General features: G+C 63.8%; 17 protein-coding genes. 9 read left to right on the top strand and 8 right to left on the bottom strand.

Features of this window, described 5'->3' with window-relative positions; translation table 11 throughout:
- Positions 1–19: 19 nt before the first annotated feature.
- Both AC3WL2_RS09145 and AC3WL2_RS09150 read left to right on the top strand, forming a co-directional pair.
- A complete protein-coding gene (locus AC3WL2_RS09145; protein ID WP_102684919.1) occupies positions 20–361 on the top strand; it encodes a cupin domain-containing protein in 342 nt (113 codons plus the stop codon).
- Positions 362–413: 52 nt separating this feature from the next.
- Positions 414–1,493 (top strand): polyamine ABC transporter substrate-binding protein, encoded by a 1,080-nt coding sequence (locus AC3WL2_RS09150; protein WP_102684920.1) that lies wholly within the window; start codon positions 414–416, stop codon positions 1,491–1,493.
- A 96-nt stretch (positions 1,494–1,589) separates the two neighbouring features.
- On the opposite strand, the gene AC3WL2_RS09155 is transcribed toward AC3WL2_RS09150, so the two are convergent.
- The 3 genes from AC3WL2_RS09155 to AC3WL2_RS09165 all read right to left on the bottom strand — a co-directional run bounded on the left by AC3WL2_RS09155 (position 1,590) and on the right by AC3WL2_RS09165 (position 4,063).
- Positions 1,590–3,173: a peptide chain release factor 3 gene (locus tag AC3WL2_RS09155; protein ID WP_102684921.1), complete on the bottom strand. Its 1,584-nt coding sequence runs from the start codon at positions 3,171–3,173 to the stop codon at positions 1,590–1,592.
- 110 nt (positions 3,174–3,283) lie between these two features.
- Positions 3,284–3,613, bottom strand: coding sequence for an XRE family transcriptional regulator (locus tag AC3WL2_RS09160; protein ID WP_102684922.1), 330 nt, complete (start codon positions 3,611–3,613; stop codon positions 3,284–3,286).
- 3 nt (positions 3,614–3,616) lie between these two features.
- Positions 3,617–4,063: a type II toxin-antitoxin system RelE/ParE family toxin gene (locus tag AC3WL2_RS09165; RefSeq protein WP_256582536.1), complete on the bottom strand. Its 447-nt coding sequence runs from the start codon at positions 4,061–4,063 to the stop codon at positions 3,617–3,619.
- Positions 4,064–4,354: 291 nt separating this feature from the next.
- Here AC3WL2_RS09165 and AC3WL2_RS09170 point away from each other — a divergent pair, with 291 nt between their 5' ends.
- Genes AC3WL2_RS09170 through AC3WL2_RS09185 form a run of 4 tightly spaced genes read left to right on the top strand, consistent with a single transcriptional unit; the run spans position 4,355 to position 7,797 of the window.
- Positions 4,355–5,068, top strand: a complete 714-nt coding sequence (locus AC3WL2_RS09170) for an ABC transporter permease (RefSeq protein WP_102684924.1) — start codon at positions 4,355–4,357, stop codon at positions 5,066–5,068.
- A 13-nt stretch (positions 5,069–5,081) separates the two neighbouring features.
- The gene (locus tag AC3WL2_RS09175; RefSeq protein ID WP_102684925.1) at positions 5,082–5,993 is read left to right on the top strand and encodes a glycine betaine ABC transporter substrate-binding protein; all 912 of its coding nucleotides are present in this window, start codon (positions 5,082–5,084) and stop codon (positions 5,991–5,993) included.
- Entirely contained in the window at positions 5,990–6,643 is a 654-nt protein-coding gene (locus tag AC3WL2_RS09180) for an ABC transporter permease (protein ID WP_102684926.1), read from the top strand. Before AC3WL2_RS09175 ends, AC3WL2_RS09180 begins: the two co-directional genes overlap by 4 nt.
- Positions 6,640–7,797, top strand: a complete 1,158-nt coding sequence (locus AC3WL2_RS09185; RefSeq protein WP_102684927.1) for an osmoprotectant ABC transporter ATP-binding protein OsmV — start codon at positions 6,640–6,642, stop codon at positions 7,795–7,797. Before AC3WL2_RS09180 ends, AC3WL2_RS09185 begins: the two co-directional genes overlap by 4 nt.
- 72 nt (positions 7,798–7,869) lie before the next feature.
- On the opposite strand, the gene AC3WL2_RS09190 is transcribed toward AC3WL2_RS09185, so the two are convergent.
- The 3 genes from AC3WL2_RS09190 to AC3WL2_RS09200 all read right to left on the bottom strand — a co-directional run bounded on the left by AC3WL2_RS09190 (position 7,870) and on the right by AC3WL2_RS09200 (position 11,864).
- On the bottom strand, positions 7,870–10,287 hold the full coding sequence (locus tag AC3WL2_RS09190; RefSeq protein ID WP_102684928.1) for a TonB-dependent siderophore receptor: 2,418 nt from the start codon (positions 10,285–10,287) through the stop codon (positions 7,870–7,872).
- 108 nt (positions 10,288–10,395) lie between these two features.
- Positions 10,396–11,358 (bottom strand): FecR family protein, encoded by a 963-nt coding sequence (locus AC3WL2_RS09195; RefSeq protein WP_102684929.1) that lies wholly within the window; start codon positions 11,356–11,358, stop codon positions 10,396–10,398.
- A 17-nt stretch (positions 11,359–11,375) separates the two neighbouring features.
- On the bottom strand, positions 11,376–11,864 hold the full coding sequence (locus tag AC3WL2_RS09200) for a sigma-70 family RNA polymerase sigma factor (protein ID WP_102684930.1): 489 nt from the start codon (positions 11,862–11,864) through the stop codon (positions 11,376–11,378).
- A 654-nt stretch (positions 11,865–12,518) separates the two neighbouring features.
- Here AC3WL2_RS09200 and AC3WL2_RS09205 point away from each other — a divergent pair.
- A complete protein-coding gene (locus tag AC3WL2_RS09205) occupies positions 12,519–13,682 on the top strand; it encodes a type III PLP-dependent enzyme (RefSeq protein WP_102684931.1) in 1,164 nt (387 codons plus the stop codon).
- A gap of 179 nt (positions 13,683–13,861) precedes the next feature.
- Here AC3WL2_RS09205 and AC3WL2_RS09210 read toward each other — a convergent pair whose 3' ends face one another.
- Positions 13,862–14,611, bottom strand: coding sequence for a tetratricopeptide repeat protein (locus AC3WL2_RS09210; RefSeq protein ID WP_102682066.1), 750 nt, complete (start codon positions 14,609–14,611; stop codon positions 13,862–13,864).
- A gap of 3 nt (positions 14,612–14,614) precedes the next feature.
- Positions 14,615–15,295, bottom strand: a complete 681-nt coding sequence (locus AC3WL2_RS09215; RefSeq protein WP_046854262.1) for a Fe2+-dependent dioxygenase — start codon at positions 15,293–15,295, stop codon at positions 14,615–14,617.
- 220 nt (positions 15,296–15,515) lie between these two features.
- Here AC3WL2_RS09215 and AC3WL2_RS09220 point away from each other — a divergent pair, with 220 nt between their 5' ends.
- A complete protein-coding gene (locus tag AC3WL2_RS09220; RefSeq protein ID WP_102682067.1) occupies positions 15,516–17,795 on the top strand; it encodes a TonB-dependent receptor in 2,280 nt (759 codons plus the stop codon).
- Positions 17,796–17,897: 102 nt separating this feature from the next.
- Complete coding sequence (locus AC3WL2_RS09225; protein WP_102690664.1) at positions 17,898–20,453, top strand: sulfite reductase flavoprotein subunit alpha; 2,556 nt, start codon at positions 17,898–17,900, stop codon at positions 20,451–20,453.
- Positions 20,454–20,550 lie beyond the last annotated feature (97 nt).

Raw genomic sequence — 20,550 nt, forward strand, 5'->3', positions numbered from 1 at the left:
CACACAGGATCCACCGGTCATGAGCATCACCCAGTTCAAACACACCGACAGCGTCATCCTGGACAGCAGCACCCCGGTCGCCGTGCCCCTTGGCGAGCCGGTCGCAGTCACCTCGGTCACCTGCGTCGAGCGCAGCGACGGCGTCGAGACCGGCATCTGGGAATGCACCCCGGGGCGCTGGCGGCGGCAGATCGTGCAGCAGGAGTTCTGCCATTTCATCAAGGGCCGCTGCACCTTCACTCCCGACGGTGGCGAGCCCCTGGTCATAGAAGCCGGAGACGCCCTGATGCTACCGGCCAACAGCCTCGGCACCTGGGATATCCAGGAGACCGTGCGCAAGACCTACGTCCTCATTTTCTGATCCGCTGATCGCCTGCCTTCGATAACAACAGACAAAGCAAGGTAACCCCGACATGCGCACCCTCCTTCTCGCTCCCCTGATGCTGGCCGCCGGCATGGCCAGTGCCGCCGACTCGGTGAAGATCTACAACTGGTCGAGCTACATCGCCCCGGACACGCTGAAGCACTTCCAGCAGACCACCGGCATCAATCCCACCTACGACGTGTTCGACAGCAACGAGACCCTCGACGGCAAGCTGATGACCGGCAACTCCGGCTACGACGTGGTGTTCCCCTCCAACCACTTCATGGCCCGGCAGATCCAGGGCAAAGCCCTGAAGCAGCTGGACAAGTCGCAGTTGCCCAACTGGAAGAACCTCAACCCGGTGTTGCTCAAGGCCCTGGAGGTCAACGACCCGGGCAACCAGTACGGCTTCCCGTACCTGTGGGGCAGCACCGGCATCGGCTACAACATCGACAAGGTCAAGGCGGTGCTCGGCGACAATGCGCCCATCGATTCGTGGGACCTGTTCTTCAAGCCCGAATACCTCGCCAAGCTCAAGAGTTGCGGCGTGGCGGTGCTGGACAACGGCCCCGAGCTGCTGCCGATCGCCCTGCACTACCTGGGCCTGCCGCACCATAGCCAGAACACGGCGGACTACGACAAGGCCAAAGCGTTGCTGATGAAGGTGCGCCCGTACATCAGCTACTTCCACTCCTCGAAGTACACCGGCGACCTGGCCAATGGCGACGTGTGCCTGGTGGTGGGTTTCTCGGGCGACGTGCTGCAGGCGAAGAACCGTGCCGAGGAGGCGAAGAACGGGGTGAAGGTGGGTTACTCGATCCCGAAGGAAGGCGCGCCGATGTGGTTCGACATGGTGGCCATGCCGGCCGATGCGCCTGACGAGAAGGCCGGGTATGCCTACATGAACTACCTGTTGCAGCCGGAGGTGATGGCCAACATCAGCAACTTCGTGCAGTACGCCAATGGCAACCAGCAGGCGGATGCGCTGGTGGACCCGGCGCTGAAGGGCAACACGATGATCTACCCGAGTGACGACGTGATGGGCAAGTTGTATGCGCTGGAGGCCATGCCGGCGAAGATCGACCGCATCAGGACGCGGATCTGGACCAGCATAAAAGCCGGCAACTGACACTCGGCAGTTACAAGCTTGAAGCTGCAAGCGACAAGAAAAAGGCGGGCCTTTCCAGGCCCACCTCTTCTTGAAGCTCGCAGCTTGCAGCTGCTCTTAGTGGTGCTCGCGGGTCGCGCGGAATTTCACATCCGGCCAGCGTTCTTCCATCAGCGCCAGGTTGACCCGGGTCGGGGCCAGGTAGGTCAGGTGACCACCGCCGTCGATGGCCAGGTTCTCCACCGCCTTGTTCTGGAATTCCTCGAGCTTCTTCTTGTCGTCGCAGCTGATCCAGCGCGCCGACCAGACGGTGATCGGCTCATAGGCGCACTCGACCTTGTACTCTTCCTTCAGGCGGCTGGCGACCACGTCGAACTGCAGCACACCGACCGCGCCGAGGATGATGTCGTTGCTGCGCTCGGGGAAGAACACCTGGGTCGCGCCCTCTTCGGCCAGCTGCTGCAGGCCCTGGCGCAGCTGCTTGGATTTCAGCGGGTCCTTCAGGCGCACGCGGCGGAACAGCTCCGGGGCGAAGTGCGGAATACCGGTGAAGCCCAGCGCCTCGCCTTCGGTGAAGGTGTCGCCGATCTGGATGGTGCCGTGGTTGTGCAGGCCGATGATGTCGCCGGCATAGGCCTCCTCCAGTTGCTCGCGCTCGGAGGAGAAGAAGGTCAGGGCATCACCGATGCGCACGTCCTTGCCAGTGCGCACGTGGCGCATCTTCATGCCCTTCTCGTACTTGCCCGAGCAGATACGCATGAAGGCGATACGGTCACGGTGTTTCGGGTCCATGTTCGCCTGGATCTTGAACACGAAGCCGGTGAATTTCTCTTCCACCGGTTCCACGGTGCGCTCGCGGGCGACACGGGCCAGTGGGCGCGGCGCCCAATCGACAACCGCGTCGAGCACATGGTCGACACCGAAGTTGCCCAATGCGGTACCGAAGAACACCGGGGTCAGCTGGCCATTGATGAACGCGTCCTGGTCGAACTCGTGGCAGGCGCCCTGCACCAGCTCGAGTTGTTCGAGGAAACGGTCGTATTCATCACCCAGGTGGGCGCGGGCTTCATCGGAGTCGAGCTTCTCGATGATCTTCGCTTCGGTGCGCTCGTGGCCATGCCCCGGCGTGTAGACGATGATGTAGTCGCCGGCCAGGTGATACACGCCCTTGAAATCACGGTAGCAACCGATCGGCCAGGTGATCGGCGCGGCCTTGATCTTCAGCACCGCCTCGATTTCGTCGAGCAGTTCGATCGGGTCGCGGATGTCCCGGTCGAGTTTGTTGATGAAGCTGACGATCGGCGTATCGCGCAGGCGGCACACGTCCATCAGGGCAATGGTGCGCGGCTCGACGCCTTTACCGCCGTCGAGCACCATCAGCGCCGAGTCCACCGCGGTCAGGGTGCGATAGGTGTCTTCCGAGAAGTCTTCGTGGCCGGGGGTGTCGAGCAGATTGATCATATGCTCGCGGTAGGGGAACTGCATCACCGAGGTAGTGATGGAGATGCCGCGCTGCTTCTCCATTTCCATCCAGTCGGAGGTGGCGTGGCGGTCGGACTTGCGCGACTTCACGGTACCGGCGACGGCAATGGCCTTGCCCATCAGCAGGAGCTTCTCGGTGATGGTGGTCTTACCGGCGTCGGGGTGGGAAATGATTGCGAAAGTGCGGCGCTTCGCGACTTCGGCGGCCTGGTTGGTCATGGGAAATCGCCTGACTGGGGATTCAAAAAGGGGCGATATCATACCTGAAGTCGGGCGTCAGGCCAAAACAAGCCCCAACGGTTCGACCCAATTCGCCCCTGCCGCATTGGTTAACCATCAACAAGCGAATCGCCGGCAAGCCCCTCGATGGTTATAGGAGCTCGGCCAGGCAGATGAACGACCAGCTCCAGTCTTCCCCCCATGGCTTCCAGATAGTCACGCAACGTAGAGATCAACATATCGCTACGGTTCTCGAACCTGGAAACATTGCCCTGACGAACGTCGAGGCGCTCGGCCATGCTTTCCTGGGTGATCTCGAGTTGTTTACGCAAGGCCTGAAGCGTCATTTCCTCACGAATCAGTTCGCGACCACGCTCCTCGATTCTTGCCCTGCGCTCAGGCGTCAGCTCGTTCATCACGTCTTCAAGCGTCTTGTACATTTCTCAACCTCTGGACAAATGTCGATCAAACCGTTCATCGGCACGGGTAATCAGGCTTCCATAAAATCTACGCTCATTGATACCAGCCTTGTCCCCCGCAACGAGCAACAACGCAGAGCGCGAACGATCGAAAGCGAATGCGACTCGCCATACACCGCCATCTGCGTTGAACCTCAACTCTTTCATGTTCGAATGCCTCGAGCCTTTCAGCGTGTCCACATGCGGACGCCCCAATGCGGGGCCAAAATGCTTGAGCAGATGAAGCTGCGCCAGCAATTCATCCTGTACCACCTCGGTCAACACCTGTAGCTCGGAATTGAACTCCCGGCACATTCCAATAGACCACCCCATTAAAATACCTCCAAGGGAATATCCCCTCAAGCGCATATCAAGAATATTCGAGAAGAAATTCTGAACATCTGCAAGATGCCTCGATAGCAGGTACTTCAACGTCTCAACGTAATATTCACGCTTGATTTTCGCGTGAAATTTCCTACACACCAGTGATTAACACTGGTCAAATGCCGCCCCAGATGGGAACCTTTACGCCCACGGAGACGTCCACTCCCCTGCAAGCCGCTTCGCTTCAGGGCTGGTTTTACCTGCTTCACGAGCCCGACGGGGTTCGGCTCATGGCCTGATGCCGCGCATCGGGCTGCTACTCGCGACCACGCTGCCCGCCGCCAGGAATGGCCGGCCGCACGGGGGTGTGATCGCCGACTATAAAAAAGGAGTCCGCCTGTGGCTGCACGCTACGGAAAAGGGCTGTTGGGATGGGCCGCCGTGCTCGTCATCCTGGCCCTGCTGATCCACTGGATCGGCATCGACACGATCGCCCGCTACCGCGACGATCTTGGGTTCTACCTGCAAGCGCACCTGGTCCTGGTGCTGGCTTCGATGGCGGTGGCGCTGGCCGTGGGCATCCCCGCCGGCATTGCCTTGAGTCGACCGCACCGGGTCGACAAGGCCGAGCGCTTCATGCAGTTGTTCAACGTTGGCAACACCATTCCTCCCCTGGCCGTTCTGGCCATCGCCCTGAGTATCCTGGGCATCGGCGCAGGTCCTGCGATCTTCGCACTGTTCCTCGCCTCCCTCCTGCCCATCGTGCGCAACACCTACGAGGGCCTGAAAAACGTCCCCGCCTCGCTCAAGGAAGCCGCCACCGGTATCGGCATGACCCCGCGCCAGCAACTCTGGCAGGTAGAGCTACCCAACTCCGTGCCGATCATCGTCGGCGGCGTGCGCGTGGCCCTGGCACTGAACGTGGGCACCGCGCCCCTGGCGTTCCTGATCGGCGCCAACAGCCTGGGCAGCCTGATCTTCCCCGGCATCGCCCTGAACAACCAGCCGCAGCTGCTGCTCGGCGCCGCCTGCACGGCGTTGCTGGCCCTGGCGCTCGATGCGTTGGTGAGTTTCTCCAGCAAGCGCTGGCTGGAACGTGGCCTGGCCCAATAAGAAGAGGCAAAGCATGAAGAAGACAATCGCCTTGTTCCTGGGCGCGGCCCTGCTTTGCGCAGGCGTTGCCCAGGCCGTGGAAAAACCACAGATCCGCATCGGCGCCCGGGTGTTCACCGAACAGACCGTGCTCGCCGAGATCACCGCCCAGCACCTGCGCGCCAACGGCTTCGAGGTGCGGGTGACCACCGGCCTGGGCAGCAACATCGCCCGCCAGGCCCAGGAAACCGGCCAGCTCGACCTGATGTGGGAATACACCGGCGTATCGCTGGTCTCGTACAACCATATCGACGAGCGCATGCCAGACGCCGCAACCACCTATGCGCGAGTGAAAGAGCTCGACGCGAAAAAGGGCCTGGTCTGGCTGACTCCGTCGAAGTTCAGCAACACCTACGCCCTGGGCCTGCCAAAGGCAGTCGCCGCGGCCTACCCGCAGATCAACTCGATCAGCGACCTCAACCAGGTGCTGCATGACGAAGCCGACCGCAACCACCTGGTGGCGCTGGACACCGAGTTCGCCAACCGCCCGGATGGCCTGGTCGGCCTGCGCGAGCTGTACGAGCTGCCGCTGGACCGGCGCAACATCCGCCAGATGGACGGTGGCCTGGTGTACACCGCCATGCGCAACAACCAGGTGTTCGCCGGCCTGGTCTACACCACCGACGGGCGCCTGAACGCGTTCGACCTCAAGCTGCTGGAAGACGACAAGCACTATTTCCCCGACTACACCGCCGCCCCGGTGCTGCGCCAGGCCGTGCTCGACGCCCATCCTCAGCTGGCCACCCTGCTCAAGCCGCTGGCCGAACAGCTGGACGACGAGACCATGCGCCAGCTCAACGCCAAGGTCGATGTCGAGCACCAGAGCCCGACGGTGGTGGCCGCCGCGTTCCTGCGTGAGCACCCACTCAGCGAGGTACAGCCATGAACCTGCTCGACACCTTCGTCCACCTCGACTGGGCACAGGTCCTGCAACTGACCTGGCAGCACATCATGCTGGTCGGCATCGCGGTGGGCCTGGCGATCCTTGTCGGCGTGCCGCTGGGCATCCTGATGACCCGCTTCCCGGTGTTCGCCGGCCCGCTGCAGGCCAGCGCCACCGTGCTGCTGACCATCCCCTCGATCGCCCTGTTCGGCTTGCTGCTGCCGTTCTACTCGAAGTTCGGCCAGGGCCTGGGGCCACTGCCGGCGATCACTGCAGTGTTCCTTTATTCACTGCTGCCGATCCTGCGCAACACCTACCTGGCCCTGACCAACGTCGAGCCCGGTATCCGTGAAGCCGCACGCGGCATCGGCATGACCTTCGGCCAGCGCCTGCGCATGGTCGAGTTGCCCATCGCCGTGCCGGTGATCCTCGCCGGCGTGCGCACTGCCGTGGTGATGAACATCGGCGTGATGACCATCGCCGCGACCATCGGTGCCGGCGGCCTGGGCGTGCTCATCCTCACCTCCATCAGCCGCAGCGACATGTCGATGCTGCTGGTCGGCGCTGTGCTGGTCAGCCTGCTGGCGATCATCGCCGACCTGCTCCTGCAAGCCCTGCAACGTGCCCTGACTCCAGAAGGACTGCGCTCATGATCGAACTGAAGAACCTCAGCAAGACCTTCAACGTCAACGGCAAGGACGTCAAAGCCGTCGACGCGGTAAGCCTCACCGTCAACGAAGGCGAAATCTGCGTGTTCCTCGGCCCCTCCGGCTGCGGCAAGAGCACCACGCTGAAGATGATCAACCGCCTGATCACACCGACCTCAGGGCAAGTGTTCATCAATGGCGAGGACACCACCGGCCTGGACGAGGTGACCCTGCGCCGGCACATCGGCTACGTGATCCAGCAGATCGGCCTGTTCCCCAACATGACCATCGAGGAGAACATCACCGTGGTCCCGCGCTTGCTCGGCTGGGACAAGCAGCGCTGCCACGACCGCGCCCGCGAGCTGATGAGCATGATCAAGCTCGAGCCCAAGCAGTACCTGCAGCGCTACCCGCGTGAACTGTCCGGTGGCCAGCAGCAACGCATCGGCGTGATCCGCGCCCTGGCCGCCGAGGCCCCGGTGCTGCTGATGGACGAGCCGTTCGGCGCGGTCGACCCGATCAACCGCGAGATGATCCAGAACGAGTTCTTCGAGATGCAGCGGGCCCTGAACAAGACGGTGATCATGGTCAGCCATGACATCGACGAGGCCATCAAGCTGGGCGACAAGATCGCCATCTTCCGCGCCGGCAAGCTGCTGCAGCTGGATCACCCGGACACCCTGCTGGCACACCCGGTGGACGATTTCGTCAGCAACTTCGTCGGTCAGGACAGCACGCTCAAGCGCCTGCTGCTGGTGCGTGCCGAGGATGCCGCGGACAACGCACCATCGGTGAGTCCGGAAACACCGGTGAGCGATGCGCTGGAACTGCTGGACGAGCATGACCGCCGTTACGTGGTGGTGACCGATGCGCAGAATCGCGCGCTGGGTTATGTGCGCCGCCGCGACATGCACCGCCAGCAGGGCACGTGCGCGGATTTCCTGCGTCCGTTCAATGCCACGGCGGCGCACGATGAGCACCTGCGCATCCTGCTGTCGCGCATGTACGAGTTCAATCGGGCGTGGTTGCCGGTGCTGGATGCCGAACAGGTGTTCCTGGGAGAGGTGACACAGGAGTCGATTGCGGCGTACCTGAGTTCTGGGCGCTCGCGCGGGGCGAAGACCTCGATCGTGTCGCCGGCGCAGGCAGTGATTTCCTGAGCCGGCCTCATCGCGGATGAATCCGCTCCTACAGGTAGGAGCGGATTCATCCGCGATAAAGGCGACGCGCTATCAGAACCCTACACTGGCCTGCACATAGAACGTGCGCGGCTCACCCACATAGATCCCCGCGTTGTTGTCGCTTGAGCGGGTGAAATACTGCTTGTCGAACAGGTTCTTCACCCCGGCGGCCAGCTTCAGGTTCGACAGCTGCGGCCCGAACGCATAGCCACCCCGGGCATGCCAGGTGACGTAGCCCGGAATGTCGCCATACTGCCCGTCGGCGCTCGGCTGGGTGATGTAGTTGCCGTTGAAGCTGCCATCGGCGTTCATCCCGGTACCCGGCGCGCGCTGCTTCGACTGGGCGTAGGCATCCAGGTTCCAGGTCCAGCGGTTGACCTCGTAGCGCACGCCGGCGGTGGCTACCTGGCGCGAATAGAACGGCAGGTCACGGCCCTTGAAACCAGGGATCTCCCCCTCGTAGGTGGCACGGGTGTAGGTGTAGCCGGCATTCACCGACAGACCCTGCAGGCGTGGGTCCAGGCCGGACAGGTCGTAGCGCGCCGAGGCCTCGATGCCCTGGTGCTTGGTCGCCCCGAGGTTGGTCCAGCCGACATCGTTGCTGATGTATTGCAGCTCATCGTCGAAGTCGATGTAGAAGGCTGTCAGCTCACCGGCCCAGTTGCCGTTGTCATAGCGCGTGCCGATTTCGTAGGTCTTGGCCTTCTCCGGCTCCAGGCCGTTTGCCGTGCTGTCGCCGACGCCGCCCTGGCCCAGCTGGAAGTACTGCAGGCTGCCGAACGAGGTCTCGTAGTTGGCGAACAGCTTCCAGGCGTCGGACATGTGGTACATCACGCTAAGTGCTGGCAGCGGTTCGTTGCTGGTGATGCTGCGGTTCTTCTCCGGCACCGGACGGTAGTTGGCGTCCATCACCGGTCGGTCGCGCCAGTCGGTGTTGATGTGCTCGAAGCGGATGCCCGGGGTGATGGTCCAGTTGCCGACGTCGATCTTGTCGTCGATGTAGTAGGCGCTGGCTTCGGTGCCACCGCTGCGGTCCTGGAATACATGGCCGTCGGAGGTCGGGGTCACGGTCGGCACGTTGTCGACCAGCGCCAGGCGGGTGGACTGCTCGCGCATCGCTTCCTTCAGGTAGCGATAGCCGACGCTGACTTCCTGGGTGGTCGGGCCGACGAAGAAGATCCGCGACAGGCGTGGCTCGATGGCGAAGGTGTGGTAGTTGCGCGGGTACGACGACAGGGTCTTCTGGTCGCGGGCGGCGATGGCGCTGCCACGGAAGCTGTCGGTGTAATAAGTCAGCACTTCGAACTGGGTGGCGTCGTCGATCTGCCGCTGCCACTTGAACGACACGTCCTTGCGTCGGCCACTGAAGTAGTCGTAGTCGCGCACCGACTGGTAGGGGTTTTGGTCGTACTGGGCCTGGGTCAGGCCGCCCGGCATGTCGGCGCGGCCGTCGTAATAGTGGAAATTGAGCCAGAACTCGTCGACATCGGTCGGTGCCCAGTGGGTCTTGAGCATCACATCGTCGATATCGTTGTCGTTGTTGCTTTCGCGATAGCCATCGCCATTCACGCCCGTGTACAGCAACGCCACGCCCATGCCGTTGTCGGCGGTGCCGCCGACGAAGGCCGATTCAGTGTGTTTCCAGCCGCCATCGCGCGAAGTCTCGAGGGTGGTGGACAGCTCGCCGCTGGCCTTCTCGGGGATCGCCCGGGTGACGAAGTTGATCACCCCACCGACGTTCTGCGGGCCATAGCGCACCGAGCCTGCACCACGGACCACGTCGATGCTGTCGAGGTTGCCCGAGGAGATCGGCGCCATCGACAGCTGTGGCTGACCATAGGGGGCGAAGGCCGCCGGGATGCCATCGATCAGCACCGTCGAACGCGGCGACAGGCGCGACGTCAGGCCACGCACGCCGACGTTCAGCGACAGGTCGCTGCCACCGGTGCCGTTGGAATCCTGCACCTGCACGCCCGGGATACCGCGCAGGGCGTCACGCACGTTCATCGTGCCCTTTTCCACCATCGCTTCGCGGCGCACCACGGTGCGCGCGCCCGGGTGATTCTGCACCACGCTCTGCTCGGCGTCGCCCAGCCAGTCCCCGACCACCTTGATATCGGTGGGCGCCAGCTCCAGGCTGCCGGTGGTCAGGGTGCCAGCGGCCTGGGCCGGCTTGACCACCACGGTGTCGGCGGACTGCTCGAAGGTCAGCCCGCTGCCTTGCAGCAGTTGCTGCAGGGCCTGCTCCGGCGCCAGGTTGCCGGACACCGCCGGGGCCTGCTTGCCATCCACCAGCTCGGGGCTGAAGAACAGTTGCAGGTTGGTCTGCTGGCCCAATTGCTTGAGCGCGCCCGCCAATGGCTGGGCCTGGATCTGGATGCTGTCGGCGTAGCTGTTGCCGGCGGCGGCGCTGACCGCCAGGGCCAGCGCCAGGCGGCGCAGCTGGAGAAGGGGATTATTGTTGTTCACGTCTTCGATGGGTCCTGAGAGTCGGGATAAACGCCAACCGCATGCAAATGGAAATGCTTGGCAGTTGCAGCTGGCGGGGAAGACGAACGAACGGAAAAAAACCTGAATCTATTTCAGAACTATTTCGCTGGAGCCGTCCGCAAGGGTCTTCACCTGCACCGGGAGGATGCTCGGCAAGGCCCGCAACAGGGCGTCCGGGTCGTCAGTGCTGAAGGTGCTCGACAGGCGCAGCGCGGCGGCCTTGCCGGGTGCCACATGCAGTGGCCGGGTACGGTAGCGCGAGACTTCCGCCACGACCTCGCTCAGCGGCGCGTTGTCGAACACCAGCTTGCCCTGGCGCCAGGCGGTCACCGCGTTGGCATCGATGGCATAGGGCGCGGCGACCTTGCCCTGCGCATCGATATGCGAACCCTGGCCGGCAGTGAGCAGCGCCAGCGACTCGGCCGCGCCCTGTACCTTGACCGAACCCTGCTCCACCGCCACGCGGGTGCTGTTCGGATCCTGGCGTACATCGAAGCGGGTGCCGGTGACGGTGACATCGCCCTGGGCTGTGCTCACCACGAAGGGGCGATCGCTGTCATGGGCGACGATGAACATCGCCTCGCCCGCGCCCAGGCGCACATGGCGCTGCCCCGCAGAGAACATCACCTGCACCTGGGTGGCACTGTTGAGCTCCAGCCGTGAACCGTCCGGCAGTTCGACCTGACGCCTCTCGCCCAAGGCCGTAGTCAACGTGTCCTGATGGTTGAGCTGCTGATACTGCCAACCTGTCCAACCCAGCCCCAGCGCGACCACCGCCACCCCGGCCGCAAATGCCTGGCGCAGCAGGCGGCGGCGCGGCAACTGACGTACCGGCTCGGGCTGGCAAAGCGCTTCGAGGCGTTGACGCGGAATGAAGTCGGCGGCGCGCCACAGTTGCGCCAGGCGCTCGTACTCTTGCCGGTGCCGCGGGTGCTGCGCCAACCACGCCTGCAACGCCGCGTGCACGGCTTTGTCGTGCGGCGCGTCCTGAGCGCGGGCGAACCAGCAGGCCGCCTGCTCGACCACGGGATCGGGCACGTGCTGTTTCATCGAAGGGGTCTCCTGACTCATCTGGCCGACACATCCAGGTGCTCACGCAGATGTCGGAGCGTGCGGATCATATACTTTTCGACCATGTTCTTGGTCAAACCCATGCGCTCGGCGATCTCGGCCTGGGTCAGGCCTTCGAGCTTCTGCCAGATGAACACCCTGCGGCAGTTCAGCGGCAGCTCGGCCAGCGCCCGCTCGACGCTGTCGGCCAGTTCCAGGGCGTGCACATACGCTTCCGGGTCGTCCCCTGCGGCCATATCACCTGTGAAGGCCTCAAGCTCCAGGGCCTGGCGCCGGTCCTCGCGGCGAAAGCCGTCGACGGCGATGTTGCGGGCGGTCTGGTGCAGGTAGGCGCGTGGCTGTTCGACCTGCTCGCGCGGGTTTTCCAGCACCCGCACAAAGGCATCATGGGTGAGGTCCTCGGCCTGCTGTCGACTGCGCAGTTTGCGCGTCCAGGTGCCGATCAGCTCTTGGTAATGGTCGAGGAAGCCTTTGGGTCCGGACACGGTCGGGGTCGTCAGGGAGGCAGATGAGGTCGCGAATAGTAATGTTTCTCATCAAGGACGGCAATCGACATGTCCCCTGCACGACCAATGGCCACGACGGGCTCTGCGTAACAAAAAATTTATGGCCAATTTCGCGGTAAAGACCGGGCTGAGCACGTGGCCATAAATTTGAACACTCAGTGTCCATTCGCAGCCCGGCCTCAGCCCCCGACAAACGGTCACCTACGGGTTCCTCCGCCCTTTCGCAGCGAAACCAGAGCCATCATGCAAAGAATGAAGCTGTCAGCCGATCGCGGCCAGATCGCCACCTATTCCACAATTTTTTACGCTGATGGCCTTTTCAGGAACCTACCGGGCGCACATTAGTCGGTTATCACAGCGGCAGCTCCGCGACAGGCGACGAGCACCCCGGGATTGCCTGTTGATATTGCCGTTTTCACGTCCTAAAGTGCGCGCCGAACGTCCATGCTGGAAACGATCCATCCGGCTCAAGTACTGACGACGAGACAGCAAGGTCATCCGCCTTTTCCAAGCACGGCTGACCTTTTTGCTTTCGGCGACATGCCTTGGGAAGTAGGCGAACCAAAGTGGGGATACGGAGGACGTTCAGTTGCTGCCACTTATCTTTTCAGTTTGCCCATGGAGCCCCTGAGCATGTCGATCCAGGTCGAAGACTACTTTGCGCGTGACACCTTCCAGAAAATGAAGGCGTTCGCCGACAAGCAGGAAACCCCGTTCGTTCTCATCGATACCCAGATGATCAGCCAGGCCTATGACGACCTGCGCGCCGGGTTCGAATTCGCCAAGGTCTACTACGCGGTCAAGGCCAACCCGGCGGTCGAGATCATCGACCTGCTGAAGGAAAAGGGCTCAAGCTTCGACATCGCCTCGATCTATGAACTGGACAAGGTGCTCGGCCGCGGCGTCAGCGCCGACCGTATCAGCTACGGCAACACCATCAAGAAGTCCAAGGACATCCGCTACTTCTACGAGAAAGGCGTGCGCCTGTACGCCACCGACTCCGAGGCCGACCTGCGCAACATCGCCAAGGCCGCGCCGGGCTCGAAAGTCTATGTGCGCATTCTCACCGAAGGTTCCACCACCGCCGACTGGCCACTGTCGCGCAAGTTCGGCTGCCAGACCGACATGGCCATGGACCTGCTGATCCTCGCCCGCGACCTGGGCCTGGTGCCTTACGGCATCTCCTTCCACGTCGGCTCGCAACAGCGCGACATCAGCGTGTGGGACGCGGCCATCGCCAAGGTCAAGGTGATCTTCGAGCGCCTCAAGGAAGAAGACGGCATCGAGCTGAAGCTGATCAACATGGGCGGCGGCTTCCCGGCCAACTACATCACCCGCACCAACAGCCTCGAGACCTACGCCGAAGAGATCATCCGCTTCCTCAAGGAAGACTTCGGTGACGACCTGCCGGAAATCATCCTCGAGCCTGGCCGTTCGCTGATCGCCAACGCCGGCATCCTGGTCAGTGAAGTGGTACTGGTGGCGCGCAAGTCTCGCACTGCCGTCGAGCGCTGGATCTACACCGACGTGGGCAAGTTCTCCGGCCTGATCGAAACCATGGACGAAGCCATCAAGTTCCCGATCTGGACCGAAAAGAAAGGCGAAACCGAAGAAGTCGTCATCGCCGGCCCGACCTGCGACAGCGCCGACATCATGTACGAAAACTACAAGTACGGCCTGCCGCTGAACCTGGCCATCGGTGACCGCCTGTACTGGCTGTCGACCGGTGCCTACACCACCAGCTACAGTGCGGTGGAGTTCAACGGCTTCCCGCCGCTGAAGGCTTACTACCTGTAACTCGAGGCGTCACTTGGGGCTGCTACGCAGCCCATCGCCGGCAAGCCGGCTCCCACAGGGATCGCGCAGTTCTGAGACCTGCGCTGAACCTGTGGGAGCCGGCTTGCCGGCGATGGGCCGCAAGGCGGCCCCTACTTGCTCGTGGCAGCGGTCTCGCGCAGAGGCCCGCACGATCAGGCTCAGTCTTCCCGCCGTTCGATCTCCTCGGCATAACGCGCCGCAAAGGCCATCAATGCCGGCCCCGCCCCCTGCAACGTCACCAGCGCACTGCGCAGGAAATTCAGGTTGCCCTCGACCCTGGCCCGGTCCAGCCATGGCCCGGCCTCGGCTATCTGCCCCCGCTCGACCAGCACCAGCGCCAGGCTGAACATCCCGCGGAAATCCCCCGCCTCGGCTGAACGGCGATACCAGCGCATGGCCCGCACCGGGCTCGCAGCGGTGGCAATGCCCTGCTCCAGATACCGCCCATACAGGTTCATCGACTTGGCATGCCCCAGCTGCGCGGCTTTCTCGTAGCACATCAACGCCTGGGCCTGGCTGGCCGCCACCCCACGACCGGTGGCCAGCAGATTGGCCAGGTTGTACATCCCCCAGTCCAGCCCGGCGTCGGCCGCCCGGGCATAGTGAATGGCCGCCTGGGCGAGATCCACCTCGCCACCCCAGCCGTGCTCCAGGCAACGGCCAAGCATGTTGTGGGCCATGGCGCTGCCACCTTGGGCAGCAATCGAGAACCAACGCCGGGCCACATTGGCATCCTCTTCGATACCGCGCCCATCGAGCAGGATCTGCCCAAGCAACAGCTGCGCCTCGACCGCCCCTTGCCCCGCCGCCGTCAGGATCGCCTGCGCGGCCTGTCCCGGGCTGTGCTCGAGCATCGCCTTCAGCCCGGCCACATCCACCACTTCCTCACGACGCAATTGATAAGACACGGCTCAGACCTCGGCCCAGCGGCGCAGCAGGTTGTGGTAGGTGCCCGTCAGTTGCAGCAGCGACGGGTGCTCCGGCACATCGGCGCCGAGCTGACGGATGGCATTGTCCATCTCGAACAGCAAGGTGCGCTGGCTGTCCTCGCGCACCAGGCTCTGGGTCCAGAAGAACGCCGCATAGCGCGCCCCGCGGGTGACCGGGTTGACCTTGTGCAGGCTGGTGCCGGGGTACAGCACCAGGTCGCCGGCGGCCAGCTTGACCTGCCGCACGCCATAGGTGTCCTGGATCACCAGCTCGCCGCCGTCATAGCTGTCCGGGTCGCTGAGAAACAGCGTCGAGGACAGGTCGGTACGCACGCGCTCCGGGCTGCCCTTGGGCTGGCGCAGGGCATTGTCGATATGGAAATCGAAACTGCCGCCCTCGCGATAGCAGTTGATCAGTGGCGGGAACACCTTGTGCGGCAGCGCCGCGGACATGAACAACGGGTTGCGCCACAGCCGCTCGATCAACGCACTGCCGATTTCCTTGGCCAGCGCATGCCCCTCGGGCAACTGCAGGTTGTGCTTGGCCTTGGCCGACTGGTATCCGGCGGTGATTTTGCCGTCGGCCCAGTCGGCCTGCTCCAGGGCTTCGCGAATGCGCAGGATTTCGTCGGCCTCGAACAGGCCTGGGATGTGAAGCAGCATGGCGACGGCACCGAGAGCGAAAGGGGCGTCAATGATATTGATTACCTTTTACCTACCACAAGCCCCTTTCTCCAGAGCGCGACGGATGAGACCGTAAAAACCGTAAGGCAAAATTGTAAAGAATGTAAATTCCTGGCGAATGGTAACGCTTCTCAATTGTTCCTTACATTCGCTTACATTAACATCCGCGGCCTTCATACCTTGGGGAAGGTCTACAACAATGCGTCACGTGCCATCTGCTGTGAGTTCACCACGACTGCTCGCCTCTGCCATCGGCATGGCGATCACCGCCACCTCGGCCTATGCCGCCGACCCGGCCAGCAACTCCGCCATCACCCTCGATGCCACCAGCGTCAATGGCAAGGCCGAACAGGCAAGCACTGAGTACAAGGTCGACAAGGCCTCGTCGCAGAAGTACACCGCGCCATTGGTGGACACGCCGCGCTCGATCACGGTGATTCCCCAGCAGGTGATCAAGGACACCAACGCCATGTCCCTGCAGGACGCCCTGCGCACGGTACCCGGGATCACCTTCGGTGCCGGCGAAGGCGGCAACCCGCAAGGCGATCGCCCATTCATCCGTGGCTTCGACGCCCAGGGCGACACCTACCTGGACGGCGTGCGTGACACCGGCGCCCAGACCCGCGAAATCTTCGCCATCGAGTCTGTCGAAGTGGCAAAGGGACCGAACTCGGCCATTGGTGGTCGCGGTGCGGCCGGCGGCACCATCAACCTGGTGAGCAAGCGCGCGCACCTGGGCAACTCGCTGGACGGCGCCTGGACCTGGGGCAGCGACCAGACCCAGCGTTACACCTTCGATGGCAACTACCAGTTCAGCGACAGCGTCGCCGGGCGCCTGAACCTGATGACCCACGAGAGCAACGTCGCCGGCCGCGACAAGGTCAACTACGACCGCTGGGGCATCGCCCCGTCGCTGGCGTTCGGCCTGGGCACGCCGACCCGCGTCAACCTCGACTACTACCACCTGGAAAGCGACGACCTGCCGGACTCCGGCATCCCCTACAGCGTTCCATTGGCAGGCAGCGGAGCCCGTACCTCTGCCCATCCGGACAAACCGGTGGACGGCGGCGACAGCGACAACTTCTACGGCCTGACCGGCCGCGACTTCCGCAAGACCCGTGTCGATATCGCGACCTTCGCCATCGAGCACGATTTGTCCGACACGCTGACCCTCAAGAACACCCTGCGCCACGGCAACAGCATGCAGGACTACGTGCTGACCCAGCCCGACGACAGTGCCGGCAACGTCAACAACAACGGCGTCTGGCGTCGCGCCAACACCCGTGTGGGCAACACCGCCACCACCACCAACCAGACCGACCTGTTCGGCGAGTTCTACCTGGGCGGCCTGAAGAACAGCTTCTCCACCGGCGTCGAGTTCACCAAGGAAGAGTCCGACCGCCAGAGCTACACCGTCACCCCCAACAGCAAGCTCACCTGCACCGGGCCGGGCAGCGGCGGCAGTTGCACCTCGCTGGACAACCCGAACCCGGACGATGCCTGGGTCGGCACCGTCGCGCGCAACTACGCCGGCACCAGGACCAGCAGCAAGACCCGCGCACTCTATGTCTTCGACACCCTGGAGCTGACCCCGCAGTGGCTGCTCAACATGGGCCTGCGCTATGACCACTTCGACACCGACTATCGTGGCTACAATGCCGACGGCAGTACCGCAGTGAGCACCAAAGGCGTACCCGCCAAGGGCCAGGACACCAGCGAATTCATCACCGGCCAGCTGGGCCTGGTGTGGAAGCCGGCCGACAACGGCAGCATCTATGTGTCCTACGCCACCTCGGCCACACCGCCTGGCGCCATGCTCGGCGAGGGCACCGAAGGCAACCCGCTGGGCAACACCACCGACCGCTCCGGCAACCTGCTCAACAGTGACATGGAGCCGGAGGAAACCACCAACTACGAAATCGGCACCAAGTGGGACCTGCTCGACCAGCGCCTGTCCCTGGCAGCGGCGCTGTTCCGCACCGAGAAGGAAAACGCCCGGGTGCAGGTCAACACCAACACCTACGAGAACGTCGGTGAAACCCGTGTGCAAGGCATCGAGCTGTCGGCCAGCGGCAAGCTGACCGACAAGTGGCAGGTGTTCGCCGGCTACACCTACATGCAGGCCCGCCAGATCGACGGTGGCCCGCTGGGCAAGGCGAACGACGGCAACCAGCTGCCCAACACGCCGAACAACAGCGCCAGCCTGTGGACCACCTACCAGCTGACGCCGAAGTTGACGGTCGGTGGCGGCGCCTTCTATGTAGACGACGTGTACGGCAGCGTGGCCAACACCACCATGGTCAACAGCTACGTGCGCTACGACGCCATGGCGGCCTACAAGCTGACCAAGAACATCGACCTGCAGTTGAACGTGCAGAACCTCACCAACGAGGTCTACTACGACAAGGCCTACTCCACCCACTTCGCCAACCAGGCGGCGGGACGCACGGCATTGCTGACCACCAGCGTCCACTTCTAAAAGCCGCACCCCAGGCCCCGTTCAATCGATTGAACGGGGCTTTTGCGTATCAAGGCATAATGCACGCCGCGCAGTTGCTGGCGGCAAGACAAGGTGATCGATGTGGTGAAGAAGACGCTGTTCCAATTGCACTGGTTCTTTGGCATCAGCGCCGGCCTGGTGCTGGCGCTGATGGGCATCACCGGCGCGATCTGGTCGTTCCAGGAAGAACTGCTGCGCGCGTTCAACGCCGAGGTGCTCAAGGTCGAGGTACGCCAGGAAGGCGTGCTGCCGCCGGCCGAGCTGGTGCGTCGGGTCGAGGCCGCGCAAGGCGACCAGGTCTCCATGCTCTGGGTCGATACCCGCGACGGCAACGCCGCGCGGATCTTCTTCACCCCGGCGCCCGGCGAGCGCCGTGGCGCGCTGCGCTACGCCGACCCGTACACCGGCGAGCTCAAGGGTGAAGTCGCAGGCCTTGGCTTCTTCAACCTCATGCTCAACCTGCACCGGTTCCTGGCCATGGGCGACACCGGCCGGCAGATCACCGGCGCCTGCACCCTGATGCTGATCTTCTTCTGCCTCTCCGGGCTGTACCTGCGCTGGCCGCGCAAGGCCCTGAACTGGCGCACTTGGCTGACGCTGGACTGGGCCAGGAAAGGCCGCGCCTTCAACTGGGACCTGCATGCGGTGTTCGGCACCTGGTGCCTGCTGTTCTACCTGCTGTTCGCCCTGACCGGGCTGTTCTGGTCCTACGAGTGGTACCGCGAAGGCCTCAACCGCCTGCTGGCCGACCAGCCCGCGGCGGGCGAGCAGAAACGCGGCGAAGGCCGTGGCGGTCGTCATGGTCCGCCCAAAGTGGACAAGAACGCCCCGCCACGGGTGGTGGACTATGACGCCATCTGGGCCAGCCTCAAGGCAGCCGCAGGCCCGGACCTGGCCACCTACAACCTGCGCCTGCCGCCGGCCGGCGGCCAGCCCGCGACGCTGTTCTACCTGCTGCAAGGCGCCGAGCACGAGCGGGCCTTCAACACCCTGACCCTCGACCCGGCCAGCGGCCAGGTCAAGCGTCACGAACGCTATGCCGACAAGTCGTTCAAGGCGCAACTGCTGCAAAGCGTCTATGCCCTGCACGTCGGCGAATACTTCGGTCTGCCGGGGCGCATCATCGTCACCCTCGCCAGCCTGACCATGCCACTGTTCTTCGTCACCGGCTGGCTGCTGTACCTGGACCGTCGGCGCAAGAAACGCCAGGTACGCGCCGCCCGTGGCGCAGTGGCGGACCGGGGCAACGCTGGCGACAGCTGGCTGATCGGCTTCGCCAGCCAGAGCGGTTTCGCCGAACAACTGGCCTGGCAGAGCGCCGGCCAGCTGCAAGCCGCCGGCTTGCCGGTGCAGGTACGCCCGCTGGCCGAGCTGGGCGAAGCCCAATTGCGCCAGGCCAGCCGTGCCCTGTTCGTGGTCAGCACCTTCGGCGACGGCGAAGCCCCGGACAGCGCCCGCGGCTTCGAGCGCAAGGTGCTCGGCCAACCTTGGGCACTCGAGCATCTGGACTACGCCCTGCTGGCCCTGGGTGACCGCCAGTATCCGCACTTTTGCGGCTTCGCCCGCCGCCTCCAGGCCTGGCTCGGCGAGCGCGGCGCCACCTGCGCCTTCAGCCCGGTGGAAGTGGACAATGCCGACCCCACCGCGCTTCAACTGTGGCAACAGGAACTGACGCAACTGACCGGCGCCCGACCGATCGCCGCCTGGCAGCCGCCGAGCTTCGGCAACTGGCGTCTGCTGCGCCGTGAACGGCTCAACCCAGGTAGCCAGGGCGCGCCGGTCTACCTGCTGGGACTGCAGGCGCAAATGCCCGCAACCTGGGAAGCAGGCGACCTGATCGAGATCCTGCCGCGCAATGGCCAGCCCCGTGTCGATGCCTTCCTGGCAGGCCTGGGCCTCGACCCTCGCTGCCCGGTGCAGCTCGACGGCCTGCAGGAAAGCCTGGCGCAGGCCTTGGCCAGCCGCCAACTGCCGGTCGGCCGCGAACACCTGGTCGGCCTGCATGCCCAGGCGCTGGTCGATGCCCTGATCCCGCTGACCGCCCGCGAGTACTCGATTGCCTCCATCGCCAGCGACGGCGCGCTGGAGCTGATCGTGCGCCAGGAGCGCCACGCCGATGGCAGCCTGGGCCTGGGTTCCGGTTGGCTGACCGAGTATCTGCCACTCGATGGCAGCGTCAGCGCACGCCTGCGTCGCAACAGCGGCTTCCACCTGCCCGGCGGATCGGCCCCTCTGGTGCTGATCGGTAACGGCACCGGCCTGGCTGGCCTGCGCAGCCTGCTCAAGGCGCGCATCGCGGCGGGCGAGCAGCGCAACTGGCTGCTGTTCGGTGAGCGCAACCGGGCGCACGATCTGCTGTGCGGTGAGGAACTGCAAGGCTGGGTGGCAAGCGGCGACCTGCAACGGCTGAACCTGGCTTTCTCACGGGACCAGGCGCAGAAGATCTATGTTCAGGACGTGCTGTTGCAACAGGCTGCCGAGTTCAAGCGCTGGGTCGATGACGGCGCCTGTGTGTACGTCTGCGGCAGTTTGCAAGGGATGGCGGCCGGGGTGGATGCGGCGCTGCAGGGAATTCTGGGCGAGGAGCGGGTGCAGCGGCTGATCGAGGATGGGCGCTATCGCCGGGATGTGTACTGATCAGACAGTCAGGTCAGCAATGCCGGCCTCATCGCCGGCAAGCCGGCTCCCACTCCGACCGCGCCGCCCTCAAGCCAAGCGCCGTCCCTGTGGGAGC

It is taken from the genome of Pseudomonas sp. FW305-96 (assembly GCF_058783825.1).